Source organism: Haliovirga abyssi, assembly GCF_030295325.1.
Classification (GTDB): domain Bacteria; phylum Fusobacteriota; class Fusobacteriia; order Fusobacteriales; family Haliovirgaceae; genus Haliovirga; species Haliovirga abyssi.
On sequence record NZ_AP027059.1, the window covers coordinates 1,140,797 to 1,158,833 of the forward strand.

Genomic DNA, 18,037 nt, shown 5'->3' on the forward strand with positions numbered 1-18,037 from the left:
CTAATTAGTGTATTATTTCTTAAATACAAATTTATAAAGGGGATGTCAGATATGGTTATAGTAATGAAAAATAATGCAACAGAAGAACAAATAAAAAAAGTTATTGAAAGGGTTGAAAGCTTAGGATTAAAAGCTCATCCTATTTATGGTCAAGAAAAGACAATAATAGGTGTAATTGGAGATGAAAATATATTAAGAGCTCATCCAGTTAATCCGTATGAAGGAGTTGAAGAGGTAAAATCAATAGCAAAACCATTTAAATTTGCTAGTCGTGAATTTAAACAAGAAGATACAATAATAGATGTAAACGGAATTAAAATAGGTGGCGGAAATTTTGTAGTTATGGCAGGACCTTGTTCTGTTGAAAATAGAGATATGCTTTTTGAAACTGCAAAAAGAGTAAAAGAAGCTGGAGCTTCTATCTTGAGAGGTGGAGCATTCAAACCAAGAACTAGCCCATATGATTTTCAAGGACTTGGAGAAGAGGGATTAAAATATTTAAAAGAAGCTGCAATAGAATATAATATGGCTGTTATTACAGAAGTAATGGATGCAAGAGATATTGAACTTATTGATAAATATGCAGATATATTTCAAGTTGGGGCAAGAAATATGCAAAACTTCACTCTTTTAAAAGAATTAGGAAAAACTGATAAACCTGTTATGTTAAAAAGAGGAATGGCTGCAACTGTAAAAGATTTATTAATGGCTGCTGAATATATAATTGCATCTGGAAATAAAAATGTAATATTATGTGAAAGAGGAATTAGAACATTTGAAACTTATACAAGAAATACAGTTGATATAAATATAATACCATCTGTAAAAGAGTTGTCGCATTTACCTATAATTATTGATTCTAGTCATGGAACTGGTAGAAGGTCTCATGTTGGGCCAATAGCTCTTGCAGGTCTTGTAGCTGGTGCTGATGGGTCAATGATAGAAGTCCATCCTTCACCAGAAAATGCACTATCTGACGGACCTCAATCACTTAGATTTCATGAATTTGATGAGTTAATGTCAAAAATGAAAAAATATTTAGAATTTGAGGGTAGAAAATTATCATAAATAGATTCAGGAAAGGAGCTGCGAAATAATACGTAGCTCCTTTTTTAATACATTTAAAACTCTAATTATATTCTATATTTTTACTGTTAAATATTCTGTAATTTTCATTGAAAGCTTTACCCATATATGATATAATACCATAAAAGTTTAAAACAAAATGGGAATATATTTTTAATCTATTTCTATAAAAATTAATCTATTTCTATAAAAATTAATCTTTTGAAATTGGAGGAATTATGAAAAAAAATATTGTATTAATTGGATATATGGGAACAGGAAAAAGCACAATAGGGAAAATTCTTTCAAAAGAGCTTAAAATGGAATTTATTGATACAGACCTTTTAATTGAAAAAAATATTAAAATGAGTATCAAAGATATCTTTGAAAATTTTGGAGAAAAATATTTTAGAGATTTAGAAAGCAAGATTGCAAAAGAAGTTTCAAAACTTAATAATAAAATAATTTCTACTGGTGGTGGAATTGTATTACGTGATGAAAATATAAATAACTTGAAAAAAACTGGAATGGTGGTTTTATTAAAAGCAAATGCAGATACAATTTATGAAAGGGTTAGCAAAAATTCAGATAGGCCATTATTAAATGTAGAAAATCCAAAAGAAAAAATAAATAAAATGTTAATAGAAAGAAAATTAAATTATGAAAGATTTAAAGATATTGAAATAGAAACAGATAATAAAACAGTAAATGAAATTTTTGAAATAATTAAAGAAAATTATTTTAAAACAGTTTAATTAATCGAAAGAGGTGTCCTTTATGAAAAGAATAAATGTTAATGTAGTAAATAATAATTATGAAATTTTATTAGGTGAAAACACTTTAAAGGACTTGAAAAAATATTTGCCTAAAAATTACAAAAAAATATTAATTGTATCAAATGATACTGTTGGACCAATTTATATAAACAAAGTAAAAAAAGCTTTAAATGATGAATCAATAGAACTTCATTATTTTGAAATTCCAGATGGGGAAGAATATAAAAAGCTAGATACAGTTCTTCCAATATATGATTATATGATAGAAAATAATTTTGATAGAAGTAGTTTAATAATCTCTTTAGGTGGAGGAGTAGTTTGTGATTTAACAGGATATGTTGCTGCTACATTTATGAGAGGAATTGACTTTATCCAAATACCAACATCCCTATTAGCTCAAGTAGATGCAAGTATTGGAGGAAAAGTAGCTGTAAATCATCCGAAAGGTAAAAATTTAATCGGTAGTTTTTATCAACCAAAGCTTGTGTTTATTGATATTGCTGTTTTGAAGAGTTTACCATTAAGAGAAATAAAAACTGGATTAGCAGAAATTATAAAACATGCTATTATTAAAGATAAAGATTACTTCAAATTTTTAAAAGAAAATTCTGATAAAATATTAAATTTGGAATCTAAATATATAATTGAAATGATTAAAAAATCATGTGAGATAAAAGCAGAAGTTGTATCAGAAGATGAAAAAGAGCAAGGGATTAGAGCTATATTAAATTATGGACATACTTATGGACATGTAGTTGAAAATTTAACACAATATAAAGTTTATAGACATGGAGAAGCTGTTGTATTTGGGATAATGTTTGCAACTTATTTAGCAAAAAAAATAAGAGGAGTTAACGAAAGTATTGTCACAGAAATTGAAGAAATATTCGATAAATTTGGGATGGATATAATTATTCCAAAGTTTAATTTTAATAAAGTGCTTCAAATATTAAAACATGATAAAAAAGTAAAAGATGGAAAATTAATATTTGTTTTACCAACATCTATAGGAACTGCAGAGATAATAGCTATTACAGAAGAACAAGTTAAAGAAGTTTATGAAAAGATAAATGGCGCTGATGTAAAAGGTGTTATTGATATTGGAACAAATAGTGTTAGATTATTTATTGGAGAAGTATATGAAAATAATATTTTAAATAAATTTTTAAAATTGATTAATATTACAAGATTAGGAGAAAATGTAGATAAAACTAATTTGTTAGAAAATAAAGCTATTGAAAGAACAGTTAATGTTCTTAAGGAGTATAAAAATATATCTGATAGCTATGGTGTTACAAGCTTAAAAACAATTGCAACAAGTGCTGCAAGGGATGCTTTAAATAAAGATGATTTTTTAAAAGCAGCTTTAGATGTGGCAGGAGTAAAAGTTGATGTTGTTTCTGGAGAAGTAGAAGGAAATTACTCTTTTAAAGGAGTTTTAAGTTCTGGATATAAGTCTGATATTATAGTTGTGGATATTGGTGGCGGAAGTACCGAATTTATCTATGGAAATAATAAAACTGGTGTAAAGTTTATTAAAAGTTTAAATATAGGCTCAGTTAGAATTAAAGAAAAATTTTTTAAAAGTGATATTTATGATAATTTAAATGAATGTAAAAAATGGATATTTAATGAATTAGAAACAATTAAAGAATTAAAAGATAAAAAATTTAAACTTATTGGAGTTGCAGGAACTATTACAACGCAAGTAACAATTTTAAAAGCTATGGCTGAATATAATTCAGATGAAGTAAATGGATATAATTTAAAGTATACAGATATTTCAAATAATTTTGAGATGTTATCAAATTTATCAATAGAGAATAGAAAAAATGTAGTAGGATTAGAAGAAAAAAGAGCTGACGTAATTGTTGCAGGAACATTTTTATTAAAAACAATTTTAGAGTTCTTTTCACAAGAATCAATTGAAGTTTCTGATAACGATATTTTAGAAGGAATGATTTTAGATAAAACTCGTTAAAAATAAGTAAAGAACGGCTTAAACGTTCTTAAAAAAATATGAGGAGGATACAAAAATGAGAATAGTAATGGCATCGGATCACGGAGGACTTGAATTAAAAGATTTTATAAAAAGTTATTTATTAGGAAAAGGTTATGATATTTTAGATATAGGAACAAATTCAGAAGAATCAGTAGATTATCCTGATTACGGTAAAAATGCAGGATTAAAAATAATGAACGGAGAAGCAGATTTAGGAATAATTATGTGTGGTTCTGGAATAGGTATCTCAATTGCTGCAAATAAAGTAAAGGGTATTAGAGCAGCATTATGCCATGATATATATACTGCTAGAATGTGTAAACAACATAATAACGCAAATATATTAGCTATGGGTGGAAGAATTATTGGAAAAGGATTAGCTATTGAAATGGTTGAGACATATTTAAATACAGAATTTGAAGGTGGAAGACATCAAAGAAGAATTGATAAAATTCATAAAATTGAACAGGAGGGATAATTATGTGTCTGTTTTGTAAAATAGTAAATAAAGAAATTCCAGCTAAAATTGTTTATGAAGATAATAATATCTTAGCGTTTGAAGATATTAATCCAAAAGCACCTGTGCATATTTTAGTAATTCCTAAAAAGCATATTGAAACTTTAAATGATATTAATAATGAAAATTCAAAAATAATAGGTGAAATCTATGCTGTAATTGCTAATTTAGCAAAAGAAAAAGGTATTTCTAAAACAGGATACAGAGTTGTGGCAAATTGCAATAGAGATGCAGGACAGGAAGTTTTTCATATCCATTTTCATTTAATGGGCGGAAGGAAATTTCAATGGCCAGCAGGGTGATTTTGAGTAAAGAAAATAAATTTTATAAATTAATAAAAAAATTAAAAGATAAAAAATATAGAGAAAAAGAAAGAGCTTTTTTAGCTGAAGGATTTAAGATATTTGAACTTAATAAAAATCCTAAATATATAATTTTAAAAAACAGCATGCAAAATAAATTTGATTTTTCTTCTTATAATAATAAATATATCTTTGAGGATTTTCTATTTGATGAAATAACATCTCAAGAAAATTCTCAAGGCGTTATTTTTGTATATGAATATCCATCACCTAATATAGAAAATATTTTAGGTGATATTGTCATTTTAGACCAAGTGCAAGATCCTGGAAATTTAGGAACAATAATAAGGACATTAGATGCAATAGGTTTAAAAAGTTTAATCTTAATAAAAGGAACTGTAGATGTTTATAATGAAAAAACAGTTAGAAGCAGTATGGGGTCTATATTTAATCTTAATTTTCATTATATGAATTATGATGAACTTTTTTCATTTTTAGAAGAAAAAAATTATAATATAATCTCTACAGCTTTAGATGATGACAGTGTTGATTATACTCAGATGAGATTAAAAGAAAAAAATGCTATAGTCTTTGGGAATGAAGGGAATGGAATATCAAAAAAAATATTAAATAAAAGTAATGAAAAAGTTATAATACCTATTTATGGTAGTGCAGAATCATTAAATGTTGGTATCGCTGTAGGAGTTGTAATGTATAAGTATATTGAATTGAAAAAATTATAAAAGAGGTAATATATGGAAATAAATAATTTTTTAAATAATGAATATTCAGAAATTGAGTTTTCAGATATAAAAAATAGAGAATTAGATTTGACTAATAAAGATTTTTTTAAATGTCATTTTAATAACTGTGATTTTTCTAATACAGATTTTAGTAATTCTAATTTTGAAAATTGTATATTCGAAAATTGTAATCTTAGTTTAATTAAAGTAGTTAATACTAAAATAGTAGAAGTAGAATTTAAAAACTGTAAATTGTTAGGAATTCATTTTAACAGTTGCAATACTTTTATTATTGATATGAATTTTGATAAATGTTATTTACAATATTGTAATTTTTCGAGATTGCAATTAAAGGATATGAAATTTGAAAATTGTGATATATTAGAATGTGACTTTATTGAATCTAATTTAGAAAAATCTAGTTTTGAAAATTCTGTATTAACTGGAACTATCTTTGAAGATAGCAATTTATCAAAAACAAATTTTATAAATGCCAAAGAATATAATATAAACATAGAAAAAAATAGAATAAAAAAAGCTAAATTTAGCTCTCCTGAAGTTATATCGCTATTAAATAGTTTTGATATAAAGATATATTAAGATATCTTTAAATAATAATGAAAAAATATTAAATAAAATTAACCACGATTAAAGAAATGGAGGATAATTTGAAATTTGGAAAATCAATTTTAGGGAATTATGAAGAAGGAACTAATAGAGAATTTTTAGTATCAAATGGAATTGGAGGATTCAGTTCTGGCTGTATTAATGGTAATTTTGCTAGAAGATATCATGGACTTTTAATTAGTTCTTTATTACCTCCGTTAGATAGATATCTATATTTTCATAAAATAGAAGAAAATATAGATGGCATAGATATTTCTACATATAAAATATTTGAAGATACAGAAAAAATAAATAAAGGATATATATATCAACTTAGTTTTGAACAAAATCCTTTTCCAAAATTCAAATATTCTGTTAATGGAAATATTTTTGAGAAAGAAATTTTTATGATAACTGGTAAAAATAGTGTTATAGTTAAATATAAATTAAAAGTATCTTCTAAATCTACTGTTAATGCAAAATTCAACCTTTTTTTCAATTATAGAGATACTCATAAAATGAACACAACCGAAATTGAAAAATATAGTGTAAAGAAAGAACCAGATTTTTTATCATTAAAAATTGAAGATAATAATGTTCCAATATATATTTATTCAAATAAAATAGATAAATTTAATACAAATATGGAATTAAGAAATAATATTGTATATGATATAGAACAAGATGAAAGAGGAGATAAATCATTTGATTCTTCTGTAAGTATTGGAGAAATAAGTTGTAAAATGAAAGAAAATGATGAGATTTATATAGTAGTTTCTAATGAAAAAATTAATAATATTAATTTGGATGAACTGTATAAAAAAGAGATTAAAAGAATTGAAAAATTAAAAAAGGATACTTCGAAAAATAATAATATTTTGCAAGATTTAAGTGTTGCCGCAGATTCTTTTATTGTATATAGAAAAGGTACAAATGGAAAAACTATTCTAGCTGGTTATCCTTGGTTTGGAGATTGGGGCAGAGATACAATGATAGCTTTACCTGGATTAACACTTTCTACAAATAGATTTGAAGATGCAAAATCAATTTTAAAAACTTTTGCTAAATATTGTGACAAAGGTATGCTTCCAAATAAATTTCCAGATTGGGAAGGTGAAGAACTATATTATAATACAATTGATGCTTCACTTTGGATTTTTTATGCAGTTTATAAATTTTTAGAATATACAAAAGAGTATGACTTTATAAAAAATGAAATATATCCAGCTTTAAAAAATATTATTCAATTTCACATAGATGGAACAAGATATAATATAAAAGCAGACGAAAAAGATGGACTTATCTCTGGCGGGGATGAAAATACACAATTAACATGGATGGATGTAGCTTATAAAGGGTGGGCAGTAACTCCTAGATATGGAAAAGCTGTTGAAATAAATGCACTTTGGTATAATGCTTTGAAAATTATGGAAGATTTATCAGATAAGTTTAACAAAAATAATGATGTTTATAAATTATATAGCAAAAAAGTAGAAGAGAATTATGAAAAAGTTTTTTGGAATGAAAAATCAAATTGCTTATACGATTATATTGATAATAATAATATAAAAAATGAGGATATTAGACCAAATCAAATATTTGCAGTAAGTTTGCCATATACTGTTTTATCAAAAGAAAAAGAAAAACAAATAGTTGATTTAGTTTTAAATAAATTATATACACCTCATGGGTTAAAAAGTTTATCTTCAAATAATGAAAAATATATTGGTATTTATAAAGGCAGCTTATTTGAAAGAGATTCTTCATATCATCAAGGTACTGTTTGGAGCTGGCCATTAGGTCATTTTATAACTGCATATAATAAAGTTTATAATGATAAAGAAAAAATAAAACTTTTATTAGATGGAATAATCGAGCATTTTTATCAAGAAGGGTGTGTAAATAATATTTCGGAAATATTTGACGGAGATAGTCCAAATCTTGCAAGAGGTTGTTTTGCTCAAGCATGGTCAGTTGCAGAAATAATTAGAGTAATGAAGGAGGAACTAAATGAAGAATAACGATAAAAATCTTCTGATAAAATTTATAGTAAATTTAGTTGCTTTAGGATTAACTGCTTTTTTATTAAAAGGGATTGAAATAAATGGAATTTTTCCACTTGTTATTTCTACAATATTATTAGGTGTATTAAACACTGTAATTAGACCTATATTTTTAGTTTTAACTCTACCTTTAAATCTATTAACACTGGGAAGTTTTACTTTTGTAATAAATGGAATGATTTTATTATTTACATCTCAACTTGTAAGAGGTTTTGAAATAACCAGTTTTTGGAGTGGCCTATTTGGGGCAATATTATTATCTTTTATAAGTTTTTTATTAGATAATTTCATAAATAATTTGGAGGAGAAAATAAATGACTAGAAAAATAGTTGATAAAAATATAGCATATACAGGAAGAGTCTTTGAATTACAAAATTTAGAAATACAATTAGAAAATAATGAAATTATAAAAAGAGATATTTTAAAAATGGGTTTTAGTGGAGCTGTAGCGGTTTTAGCAGTAACGAAAGAAAATAAAGTTATCTTAGTAAAGCAGTATAGAGCTGGAGCAGACAAATATTTAATAGAAGTGCCAGCTGGACTAATTGATGAAGGAGAAACTCCAGAGGAAGCTGCTATAAGAGAATTAGAAGAAGAAGGCGGGTATAAAGCTAAAAAATTAAAAAAATTAACTGAATTTTATACAACGCCTGGATTTACTAATGAAATTATTTATGTTTTTGAGGCATTTGATTTAGAAAAAACAGAACAAAATTTAGATCATGATGAATACATTGATGTAATAGAGTATCCAATTGAAAAAGTAGATGAGCTTGACTTAAAAGATGTAAAAACATTAGTAACATTAAATTTTTTAAAAAATAAATTAAAAAAATAAGAAGGAAATAAAAATAAATATAGTATATTACATTGGAGGGACAAATATGGAATTGAAATTTTCAAAAATGGAAGGGTTAGGAAATGATTTTGTAGTAATTGATGATAGAGAACAATTAGTTGAAAACAAAGTTTCTTATAATGATTTATCAATAAGAGTTTGTGATAGACATTTTGGAATTGGTGCTGATGGATTAATAGTAGTATTAAATAGTGAGTCTCATGATATAAAGTTTAGAATTTTTAATCCTGACGGAAGTGAGCCTGAAATGTGTGGGAATGGAATCAGATGTTATGCAAAATATGTACATGATAATAGAATAATAAATAAATTAGAATTCAAAGTTGATACTTTAGCAGGAACAATTATACCAAAAGTGAATATAGGAGAAGACGGGTTAGTAGACACGGTAAAAGTTGATATGGGTGAGCCTATACTAAAAACAAAAGATATTCCTTTTATATCAGAAAATGAAATAGCTATTTCAGAAAATTTAAATGTAGATGGTAAAGAGGTTAAAGTAACTACAGTTTCTATGGGAAATCCACATGCTATAATATTTGTAGATGATATAAAAACTGCTCCAGTCTCGACTTTAGGGCCAAAAGTTGAAACTCACGAAAGATTTCCTGAAAAAACAAATGTGGAATTTATCAATATAATTTCTAGAAATGAAATGAATATGAGAGTTTGGGAAAGAGGTGCGGGAGAAACACTTGCTTGTGGAACAGGAGCTTCAGCTTCATTAGTCGCAGCAACTCTTAATAATTTTACAGACAATAAAGTATTAATTCATTTATTAGGTGGGGATCTTACTATTGAATTAGATAAGAATAACAATCATGTATTTAAAACAGGACCAGCAACACTTGTTTTTGATGGAATTTTAAAAATATAAAAGAAGTAATTTTTTACTTCTTTTGATAAAAAGAAAGAAGGGATATAAAATGGAAAAAAATAATTCTAAAGAATTGGCTTTTTTTAATATTTTAGAAACCGCTCTTCATTTTGATTTAAGTGAAGAAAAAAATAATTTTCTAGTATCACTTAATGAGTTAAAAGATAAAATTGGAATGGATACTAACGAAATATTAAAAAATATGAAAAGTTTAGAGAATAATAAAATCTTAAAAATAAAAGAATATGATAATAATAAAATTTTACTAGATATTTCTAATTATAAAACAAAATTAAGCGAAGTTTTTACTCAAGAAGAGATAGAAACTATATTAAAAGAGTTTAATTATTTTATAAAAAAATATAATTTAACTATTCCAAATGAAAAAGAGATAAAAAAATCATCTGAAATATTAAAAAATATGATTTTAGAAAATCCACAATGTGATCTACAGGAATTTATAGAAAAAGGAATAACAACTGCAATAACAGAAAAAATTCTTATAAAGATTGAAAAAAAGATTTATGATTTATTTAATTCTGTAGATGATGAAGATTTAAAAATATTAGAAGTTACTTTGTTTTGTATGTATAACTTTGATAAAAAGAATAACCCATTTTTAGTTACTTTATTTTTAGAAAGTGTATACAACAATATGAATAAGAGGTGAATTACTTGAAATTATTAATAGTAGAAGATGAAAAATATGTAGCTTTTTTATTAGAAGAATTCTTAAAAAAAATGGGTATTAACAATTTTGATATTGTTTTTTCTTTTAAAGAAGCTATTAATATTTTAAAAGATAAAAAATATGATATTATCCTTGCAGATAATGGACTTCCTGACGGAACAGGCTTAGAATTGTTAAAAAAAGTAAAAAAAATAGACTCATTTGCAACTGTTGTGTTTATAACTGGTTCTGACGATAGTGATCTATTAATAGGGCTTATTAATAATGGGGCTTATGCGTATTTGAAAAAACCAATAGATTATTCAGAGTTTGAATTTACTGTAAATAAATCAATAGAGTATAGAAAGTTATTAAACGAAAATATAAAATTAACTAAAGAAATGATAAAGAAAAAAGAGATTGAAAAAGAATTAAAGCTAGCAAAAGAGATACAAGAAAATATTTTATTAAAAATATTACCTAATAGGCTAAATCTAGAAATGTATGCTATTTCAAAACCTGCCAAATTTGTAGGAGGAGATTTTTATGATGTAATAAATATATCAGAAGATGAGATAATTTTTGTTATAGGCGATGTCTCTGGTAAAGGATTAAAATCTTCAATTGCTATGGTTATGCTACTTAGTATAATTAGAACTCTTGTGGAAAAAAGGATACCGTTATCTAATATATTATATGAACTTAATAGAAATCTTTTTTCCTCAAATATAAAAATGAGTGCAACTTGTTTTATTGGAAAATTAAATACTAAAACTTTATCTTTGAAATATGTCAACGCAGGGCATGAATATCCTTTGATTTTTAGAGATGAAAATATAATAGAGGTAGAAAATGGAGATTTACTTTTAGGAGCTGTAGATGAATCTCGCTTTCAGGAATATGAAGTCCAGCTTTTAGACCAAGACTATCTTTTTTTATATACAGATGGAATTAGTGAACTGTATGAGGATTTAGAGGTATTGAAAATAAAAATAAAAGAATTTTTATCAAAAGAACAAAATCTTAAAAATAGTGTGTTAAATTTTCTAAAGTGGGATAATATAAATAATAAAGAAATAATTTTAGATGATAAAACAATTTTAGGAATTAAAATAGAAAATATTTTATCTGTAAAGAAAGAAGCTAGTTATCACTTAATTGCAAACACGCATGAAATATTAAATTTAAAAATATTTTTAAAAGAACTTTTTAGTTATTTAAAGCTAAATGATGAAGATGAATTTAATCTTAATTTTACAATTAATGAATTGGTTACTAATTCTATACAACATGGATATCTAAATGGGACTGGAATTATTGATATGTCTTTTAAACTAATTAGTAAAGATTTTCTTCAAATAAAAATAAAAGATTATGGAATTGGAATCAATAAAAATATATTAAAGAATTTAAATGAAAATATTATTGACTCAGCGGCATTAAGAGGAAGAGGAATTTATATTTGTAAAAAATTAACAGACAATTTTCAAATTAATGTTAACGAAGGGAAGGGGACTGAGATAATATTTACAAAAAAAATTAGCCGATAGGCTTTTTTTTAATTATTTATGTCCGATAATGTATCTTATGTTTCTTTTTTTAATTATATAATAGGACTATATATTATCTCTAATTATATAATCCTATTATAATTTATATCATATTATCAATTATTTCTTCTAATTCTTGCTTTTCTTTAAAATTTAAATCCTGCCCATCTTTTAAAAGCTTTAAAATTTTTTTCTCTTTTTCTCCTAAAATACTACTTTCTAATATTTTTATTATTAACTGTCTAAAAAATTCCATTTATATTTTTCTCCTTAGCTATAATTTATATAAAAGATTAGCTTATAAAGTTCCTTCTACACAAGTAGTTAAAAATCCACCTCTAATATTATAAATAGTTGAAACTTTAATTCTATTTGTCTTTAAGACTTTTTTCAAATCCTCATATATTAGTTTTGTAGCTCCTTCTTGAAAAATACCAACATTTCTAAAACTTGTTATATAATACTTTAAAGATTTCAATTCAATACATTTTCCACCTTCTGGATAATATTCAATTGTAAGTTTTGCTAAATCAGGAAGTCCACTAAAAGGACAAACTGCTGAAAACTCATCTGTTTCTGTTTTTATATATTGATTTTTAGAATCAAAATCAAACACCTCTAAATAATCTGCCTTAATATTTTCTACTGGTTCAAAATTAAAACTTTTTCCTTCTGCTACTGCCATTTTTCATCAATCCTTTCTTTTTTATTTGTTATTAAAATATAATTTTTTCAAGAAATAATCTACACCATACAAAATTTTTTGAAAAACATTTATACACTATCATATGAAGCACAGCTTATTTTTTTATTTATTACCATAGACTTTTACAAACTGAAAAGCTTTGCAAATAGCTAAAAAAAAGCTATTTATTATATCTCTTTTTATATTCTTCCCATCCTGCTCTTCTTAAATTACAAGCTGGACAATCTCCACATCCTCGTCCCCACTCATTCATTTTGTCACTTCCATTATAACAAGTATGACTATATTTTAAAACTAAATCTAAAACCCCTTCATCTTCAGCTAATTTAAATGTATCTGCTTTGTCAATATACATAAGAGGTGTTTCTATTTTTATATTTGAATCAGAACCTAAATTTAAAGATTTCTCTATTGAATCTATAAATATTCTTCTGCAATCTGGGTAACCGCTATAATCAGTTTCACATACACCTGTAACCAAAGTATTAGCCCCAATCTTTTGGGCAACAGCATGAGCTATTGTTATAAAAAAAGCATTTCTATTTGGAACATAACTTGCTGGCAAGTTTGTATTTGTATGATGTTTTTCATTAACATTTCCTTTATGTGTTAAAGCACTATCTACAATTTCACCAAAGAAACTTACATCAATTATATGTTGTTCCACTCCTAATTTTTCAGCTATAATTTTTGATTGTTCAATCTCAATACTATGATTTTGTCCATAATTAAATGTAATTGCAACCACTTCATCATATCTATTTTTTGCCCATCCTAGGCATGCTGTACTATCTTGTCCTCCACTAAAAATAACCATAACTTTATTGTTCATTAGTATAATCCCCTCCTGTATAAATTTGGTATTTTTCATACAAACTTTTTAGAACAGACAACTTTTAGGGAACGTTTAAAAAATAATGTTCTTATATTTTGTTATAAAAACGCTTAAAACATTGCGTATTTTATAACAAAATGGGAATGTTATTTTTAAGCCATTCCTAAACTATTCCAGAAAGTTTGTGCATTTGCAAACTTAATCTCCATTGTTTTTTACTAACTTCGTTTATCTCCCCTAACAACTTAATGGTACTTTTATAATTAATATCTTCTCCATCATCTAAAGGAGATATAAAATAATATTTAGCATTAATTTCATTCTCATAGTTTATTAATTCATCAACTGTTATATTATCATTTACAACTCTAAGTTCATCCACATTTTTCAACTTAGTTTTACTTTTCGGTGACATAGATATATAATCAATATATTCTTTTTCTGCTTTTATCAAATTATTTCCATTTGTTTCTATTCCTATCCAATATCCTTCTTTTTTTAATACTTCTAACAATGGTAATAAATTTTGTATAGTTGGCTCTCCACCAGTTATAATCACAGATTTATTCTCTCTTATTTTTTCTACTTTTTCTAAAATATCCTTTTCGGTCATTTCTGTAAAATTAACATGGTATTTTGTATCACACCAATCACATGATAAATCACAACCAGAAAGTCTTACAAAAACTACATTTTTCCCTGTATTATGTCCTTCGCCTTGAAGGCTTTGAAATATTTCATTTATTTTATACTTCATAAATAGCTACATTCCCTTCGCTCTCTTTTACTTTGGCTTTATAACATTTTGGAACTGTATTTACTATCCAATTTGCTATGTTTTCAGCAGATGGATTAAAATCAAATATATCATTTAAATTATGATGATCCATTTTTTCTTTTACTAATTTTTTAATATGAGTAAAATCAATTACCATTCCATCCTCATTTAATTCAGCACTTTTACAATAGATGGTAATAATCCAATTGTGCCCATGCAAATTTTCACACTTACTTTCATATGTTAAATTTAATTTGTGACTAGCAGAAATTTCTAATGTTTTTTCTACATAATACATACCTTCAACTCCTTTTAATCTAATTTTAAAACCGATAAGAATGCTTCTTGTGGTATTTCAACGTTTCCTATTGATTTCATTCTCTTTTTTCCCTCTTTTTGTTTTTCTAATAATTTTCTTTTTCTTGAAATATCTCCCCCATAACATTTAGCCAATACATTTTTTCTCATTGCTCTAATTGTTTCTCTTGCTATTATTCTACTACCCATAGCAGCTTGTATTGGTACCTCAAACTGTTGTCTTGGAATAACCTCTTTTAATTTTTCAACCATAGCTCTACCTCTATAATAAGCATTTTCTGAATGAACTATAAATGAAAAGGCATCAACGATATTTTCACTTACCAATATATCTACTTTTACTAATTTTGACTCTTTATATCCAATAAATTCATATTCAAACGAAGCATACCCCTTTGTTCTTGATTTAAGTTTATCATAAAAATCTATTACTATTTCTGCTAGAGGTAATTCATAACTAATCATAGTTCTCATTTCATCTAAATATTCCATACTTTTATAAATCCCTCTTTTTTGTTGGCATAGTTCCATAACATTTCCCACAAATTCTTTTGGAACAATAATTGTTCCTTTTACAAAAGGTTCTTCAATATATTTTATACCTAATTTAGGTAAATTCATTGGATTATCAATTTCCATTACCTCTCCAGAATCCATAGTTACTCTATAAATAACACTAGGAGCTGTAGAAATAAGATCTATATTATGTTCTCTTCTTAATCTTTCTATGATAATTTCCATATGTAAAAGTCCTAAAAATCCAACTCTAAACCCAAAGCCTAATACTGAAGAAGTTTCTGGCTCAAATAATAATGAAGCATCATTTAATTGCAGCTTTGAAATTGCGTCTCTTAAATCTTCATAATCGTCTGTAGAAAGAGGATATAATCCAGCAAAGACCATTGGTTGAACTTGTCTATATCCTTCTAAAGGTTCAGTGGCAGGATTTTTAATTAGTGTAATAGTATCTCCAACTCTAGTATCATTTATATTTTTTATTCCTGATATTATATATCCAACATCTCCAGCCTCAAGTTTAGAAGTTGGATGCATATTAGGTGAAAAAATTCCTACTTCTAAAATATCAAACTCTTTACCTGTAGACATTACTTTTATTTTATCCCCTTTTTTTACGACTCCATCCATAACTCTAATATAAGTAACTACACCTCTATAATCATCAAAATGCGAATCGAATATTAAACCTCTCAATGGCTCATTTGAACTATCTTTAGGTACAGGAATTCTATTAACAATAGCTTCAAGTAAATCAACAATTCCTATCCCTGTTTTAGCGCTTGTTAATACTGCATCTTGTGCATCTAATCCTATTACTTCTTCAATTTCATTTTTAACTTTTTCGACATCTGCATTAGGTAAATCAATTTTATTTATAACAGGTATAATTTCCAAATTATTTTCTAAAGCTAAATAAACATTTGCTAATGTTTGAGCTTCTACCCCTTGTGTTGCATCCACTACTAATATAGCACCTTCACAAGCAGCAAGAGATCTTGACACTTCATAGATAAAATCCACATGTCCTGGAGTATCTATTAAATTTAATTCGTAGTTTTTACCATCTTTTGCATCATAAAATAGTGTTACGGCCTGTGCTTTTATAGTTATTCCTTTTTCTCTTTCCAAGTCCATTTTATCTAAAAGTTGTTCTTTCATTTCTCTCTTTGAAACGGTTCCTGTATACTCTAAGATTCTATCTGCTAATGTTGATTTTCCGTGATCAATATGAGCTATGATAGAAAAATTTCTTTTATTACTACTATTTCCCAATTATTTCTCCTCCTCATAAATAAATTAAGAACGGCTTAAAAATAACATTTCTATTTTATTTTTAAATACACAACAGTTTGATTATTTTTTAACAAAATTTAGAAACTTATTTTTTAAACATTCCTTAAAATAATTTATTTTTTAACATCCTGTAAAATACATTGTATTATATCACACTTCTTAATAAATTTCAAAAAAATTAGGAGCAAAGTATAAGTTTTTTATTATAGCTTAGAACTAACATATTTTTTGAACTCAAACTACTGATAGCGTAAAATAATGAATTACCCAATAGTTTTTATTCAACAGAGTCAATCTATACTTATCTAGTGGTTTTAAATTTTTTTCTTTTTGTAACTTTGAGTTCTTAGCGTCTTTGTGCTGAAATATTTTCCCTACAAAAACTTTACACTATCTAAACAACTATATCTCTTGCCACTTTCTAAATTTTATGATAAAATATATAGATGAAAATATACTTTAGGAATATAAAAGAAAATTCCTAAACATCGAAAGGAGTAACTAAATGAATCAAAACAAAAAAAATCTATTAAATTTTAGATATCCTGAGCTTGAAAAGTTTTTATTAGATCTTGGATTCAAAAAATTTAACGCAAAACAAATTTTCAAATGGCTTCATCAAAGAACAGTAAGAAAGATTGAGGATATGACAGATATTTCTCTGAAAAATAGAGAGCTTCTCTATGAAAAAGCATATATCCCTTATCTTAATGTACTAGACTATCAAGTCTCAAAAGTTGATAATACAGAAAAATATCTTTTTGAATTAGAGGACAAAAGTACTATTGAAACCGTATTAATAAAACATAAGGAAAGAAAAACTGTATGTATATCTACTCAAGTTGGTTGCCCTGTAAAATGTGCTTTTTGTGCTACAGGTCAAAGTGGATTTAAAAGAAATCTTGAATTAGATGAAATTTTAAATCAAGTTTACACAATTAATTCTAGGCTTCAAAAAAAAGGTGAATCTATAACGAATTTAGTTTTTATGGGAATGGGAGAACCTTTATTAAATATAAATAATTTAATTGAATCTATTTATATTTTTTCTGACGAAAATGGATTAAATATATCAAAGCGTAAAATAACTATTTCTACATCTGGTATAATTCCTGGAATTGAAAGATTATTAGAAGAAAGATTACCAGTAGGTTTAGCTATATCTTTACATGCAACTACCAACGAACAAAGAGATCAAATTATTCCAATAAATGTAAAATATCCTTTAGATGATTTAATGCCGGTATTGCATGAATATCAAAAGATGACTAAAAGACGTATTAGTTTTGAATATATTTTAATAAAAGATTTTAATGTAACTGATAGAGATTCTTCTCAATTAGCTGATATTGTATCTGCATTTGATCATATTCTTAATTTAATACCTTATAATTCAGTTGATGGCGTTTTATTAGAAAGACCTAGCGAAAAGAAAATTCTTAGATTTTATAAATATTTAAGAGATATTAGAAAAATTAATGTTACGATTAGAAAAGAAAAAGGAACCGATATAGATGGAGCTTGTGGACAATTAAGAGATCGAAATAGGAGTTGATC

At 25.8% G+C, this 18,037-nt stretch carries 20 protein-coding genes; 14 read left to right on the top strand and 6 right to left on the bottom strand.

Annotated elements, in window-relative coordinates:
- Positions 1–51 precede the first annotated feature (51 nt).
- From aroF to RDY08_RS05185, 13 genes are all read left to right on the top strand, one after another.
- Entirely contained in the window at positions 52–1,068 is a 1,017-nt protein-coding gene (gene aroF / locus RDY08_RS05125; protein ID WP_307905361.1) for a 3-deoxy-7-phosphoheptulonate synthase, read from the top strand.
- A 236-nt stretch (positions 1,069–1,304) separates the two neighbouring features.
- Entirely contained in the window at positions 1,305–1,820 is a 516-nt protein-coding gene (locus tag RDY08_RS05130) for a shikimate kinase (RefSeq protein ID WP_307905362.1), read from the top strand.
- A 22-nt stretch (positions 1,821–1,842) separates the two neighbouring features.
- Entirely contained in the window at positions 1,843–3,822 is a 1,980-nt protein-coding gene (aroB, locus tag RDY08_RS05135; RefSeq protein WP_307905363.1) for a 3-dehydroquinate synthase, read from the top strand.
- Between the two features lie 55 nt (positions 3,823–3,877).
- Entirely contained in the window at positions 3,878–4,321 is a 444-nt protein-coding gene (gene rpiB / locus RDY08_RS05140) for a ribose 5-phosphate isomerase B (protein ID WP_307905364.1), read from the top strand.
- Positions 4,321–4,662 carry a histidine triad nucleotide-binding protein gene (locus RDY08_RS05145; RefSeq protein WP_307905442.1) on the top strand — a complete coding sequence of 114 codons (342 nt, stop codon included), beginning with the start codon at positions 4,321–4,323 and terminating at the stop codon, positions 4,660–4,662. Before rpiB ends, RDY08_RS05145 begins: the two co-directional genes overlap by 1 nt.
- On the top strand, positions 4,647–5,405 hold the full coding sequence (locus RDY08_RS05150; RefSeq protein WP_307905365.1) for a TrmH family RNA methyltransferase: 759 nt from the start codon (positions 4,647–4,649) through the stop codon (positions 5,403–5,405). The genes RDY08_RS05145 and RDY08_RS05150 overlap by 16 nt, the downstream gene beginning before the upstream one ends.
- A 12-nt stretch (positions 5,406–5,417) precedes the next feature.
- A complete protein-coding gene (locus RDY08_RS05155) occupies positions 5,418–6,005 on the top strand; it encodes a pentapeptide repeat-containing protein (RefSeq protein WP_307905366.1) in 588 nt (195 codons plus the stop codon).
- 68 nt (positions 6,006–6,073) lie between these two features.
- Positions 6,074–8,032, top strand: a complete 1,959-nt coding sequence (locus tag RDY08_RS05160; RefSeq protein WP_307905367.1) for an amylo-alpha-1,6-glucosidase — start codon at positions 6,074–6,076, stop codon at positions 8,030–8,032.
- Positions 8,022–8,396: a phage holin family protein gene (locus tag RDY08_RS05165; protein ID WP_307905368.1), complete on the top strand. Its 375-nt coding sequence runs from the start codon at positions 8,022–8,024 to the stop codon at positions 8,394–8,396. Before RDY08_RS05160 ends, RDY08_RS05165 begins: the two co-directional genes overlap by 11 nt.
- Positions 8,389–8,913 carry an NUDIX hydrolase gene (locus tag RDY08_RS05170; protein WP_307905369.1) on the top strand — a complete coding sequence of 175 codons (525 nt, stop codon included), beginning with the start codon at positions 8,389–8,391 and terminating at the stop codon, positions 8,911–8,913. The genes RDY08_RS05165 and RDY08_RS05170 overlap by 8 nt, the downstream gene beginning before the upstream one ends.
- A gap of 46 nt (positions 8,914–8,959) precedes the next feature.
- A complete protein-coding gene (gene dapF / locus RDY08_RS05175; RefSeq protein ID WP_307905370.1) occupies positions 8,960–9,811 on the top strand; it encodes a diaminopimelate epimerase in 852 nt (283 codons plus the stop codon).
- Positions 9,812–9,860: 49 nt separating this feature from the next.
- A complete protein-coding gene (locus tag RDY08_RS05180) occupies positions 9,861–10,481 on the top strand; it encodes a hypothetical protein (RefSeq protein ID WP_307905371.1) in 621 nt (206 codons plus the stop codon).
- Positions 10,482–10,486: 5 nt separating this feature from the next.
- Positions 10,487–12,031 (top strand): SpoIIE family protein phosphatase, encoded by a 1,545-nt coding sequence (locus RDY08_RS05185; RefSeq protein ID WP_307905372.1) that lies wholly within the window; start codon positions 10,487–10,489, stop codon positions 12,029–12,031.
- A gap of 103 nt (positions 12,032–12,134) precedes the next feature.
- Here RDY08_RS05185 and RDY08_RS05190 read toward each other — a convergent pair whose 3' ends face one another.
- The 6 genes from RDY08_RS05190 to lepA form a co-directional block, all read right to left on the bottom strand.
- Positions 12,135–12,287, bottom strand: a complete 153-nt coding sequence (locus RDY08_RS05190) for a hypothetical protein (RefSeq protein WP_307905373.1) — start codon at positions 12,285–12,287, stop codon at positions 12,135–12,137.
- Between the two features lie 42 nt (positions 12,288–12,329).
- Complete coding sequence (gene queF / locus RDY08_RS05195) at positions 12,330–12,716, bottom strand: preQ(1) synthase (RefSeq protein WP_307905374.1); 387 nt, start codon at positions 12,714–12,716, stop codon at positions 12,330–12,332.
- A gap of 181 nt (positions 12,717–12,897) precedes the next feature.
- Positions 12,898–13,569, bottom strand: coding sequence for a 7-cyano-7-deazaguanine synthase QueC (queC, locus tag RDY08_RS05200; RefSeq protein WP_307905375.1), 672 nt, complete (start codon positions 13,567–13,569; stop codon positions 12,898–12,900).
- Positions 13,570–13,735: 166 nt separating this feature from the next.
- Positions 13,736–14,329 carry a 7-carboxy-7-deazaguanine synthase QueE gene (locus RDY08_RS05205; protein WP_307905376.1) on the bottom strand — a complete coding sequence of 198 codons (594 nt, stop codon included), beginning with the start codon at positions 14,327–14,329 and terminating at the stop codon, positions 13,736–13,738.
- Positions 14,319–14,648 carry a 6-pyruvoyl trahydropterin synthase family protein gene (locus tag RDY08_RS05210; RefSeq protein ID WP_307905377.1) on the bottom strand — a complete coding sequence of 110 codons (330 nt, stop codon included), beginning with the start codon at positions 14,646–14,648 and terminating at the stop codon, positions 14,319–14,321. Before RDY08_RS05210 ends, RDY08_RS05205 begins: the two co-directional genes overlap by 11 nt.
- Positions 14,649–14,662: 14 nt before the next feature.
- On the bottom strand, positions 14,663–16,459 hold the full coding sequence (lepA, locus tag RDY08_RS05215) for a translation elongation factor 4 (protein WP_307905378.1): 1,797 nt from the start codon (positions 16,457–16,459) through the stop codon (positions 14,663–14,665).
- A 526-nt stretch (positions 16,460–16,985) separates the two neighbouring features.
- Here lepA and rlmN point away from each other — a divergent pair.
- Positions 16,986–18,035, top strand: coding sequence for a dual-specificity RNA methyltransferase RlmN (rlmN, locus tag RDY08_RS05220; RefSeq protein ID WP_307905379.1), 1,050 nt, complete (start codon positions 16,986–16,988; stop codon positions 18,033–18,035).
- The last annotated feature ends 2 nt before the right edge of the window (positions 18,036–18,037 follow it).

Excerpts from the sequence above, each read along its gene's own strand:
- aroF (WP_307905361.1), top strand. The coding sequence starts at position 52 with ATGGTTATAGTAATGAAAAATAATGCAACAGAAGAACAAATAAAAAAA.
- RDY08_RS05130 (WP_307905362.1), top strand. The coding sequence starts at position 1,305 with ATGAAAAAAAATATTGTATTAATTGGATATATGGGAACAGGAAAAAGC.
- aroB (WP_307905363.1), top strand. The coding sequence starts at position 1,843 with ATGAAAAGAATAAATGTTAATGTAGTAAATAATAATTATGAAATTTTA.
- rpiB (WP_307905364.1), top strand. The coding sequence starts at position 3,878 with ATGAGAATAGTAATGGCATCGGATCACGGAGGACTTGAATTAAAAGAT.
- RDY08_RS05150 (WP_307905365.1), top strand. The coding sequence starts at position 4,647 with ATGGCCAGCAGGGTGATTTTGAGTAAAGAAAATAAATTTTATAAATTA.
- RDY08_RS05155 (WP_307905366.1), top strand. The coding sequence starts at position 5,418 with ATGGAAATAAATAATTTTTTAAATAATGAATATTCAGAAATTGAGTTT.
- RDY08_RS05165 (WP_307905368.1), top strand. The coding sequence starts at position 8,022 with ATGAAGAATAACGATAAAAATCTTCTGATAAAATTTATAGTAAATTTA.
- RDY08_RS05170 (WP_307905369.1), top strand. The coding sequence starts at position 8,389 with ATGACTAGAAAAATAGTTGATAAAAATATAGCATATACAGGAAGAGTC.
- dapF (WP_307905370.1), top strand. The coding sequence starts at position 8,960 with ATGGAATTGAAATTTTCAAAAATGGAAGGGTTAGGAAATGATTTTGTA.
- RDY08_RS05180 (WP_307905371.1), top strand. The coding sequence starts at position 9,861 with ATGGAAAAAAATAATTCTAAAGAATTGGCTTTTTTTAATATTTTAGAA.
- RDY08_RS05190 (WP_307905373.1), bottom strand. The coding sequence starts at position 12,287 with ATGGAATTTTTTAGACAGTTAATAATAAAAATATTAGAAAGTAGTATT.
- queF (WP_307905374.1), bottom strand. The coding sequence starts at position 12,716 with ATGGCAGTAGCAGAAGGAAAAAGTTTTAATTTTGAACCAGTAGAAAAT.
- queC (WP_307905375.1), bottom strand. The coding sequence starts at position 13,569 with ATGAACAATAAAGTTATGGTTATTTTTAGTGGAGGACAAGATAGTACA.
- RDY08_RS05205 (WP_307905376.1), bottom strand. The coding sequence starts at position 14,329 with ATGAAGTATAAAATAAATGAAATATTTCAAAGCCTTCAAGGCGAAGGA.
- RDY08_RS05210 (WP_307905377.1), bottom strand. The coding sequence starts at position 14,648 with ATGTATTATGTAGAAAAAACATTAGAAATTTCTGCTAGTCACAAATTA.
- rlmN (WP_307905379.1), top strand. The coding sequence starts at position 16,986 with ATGAATCAAAACAAAAAAAATCTATTAAATTTTAGATATCCTGAGCTT.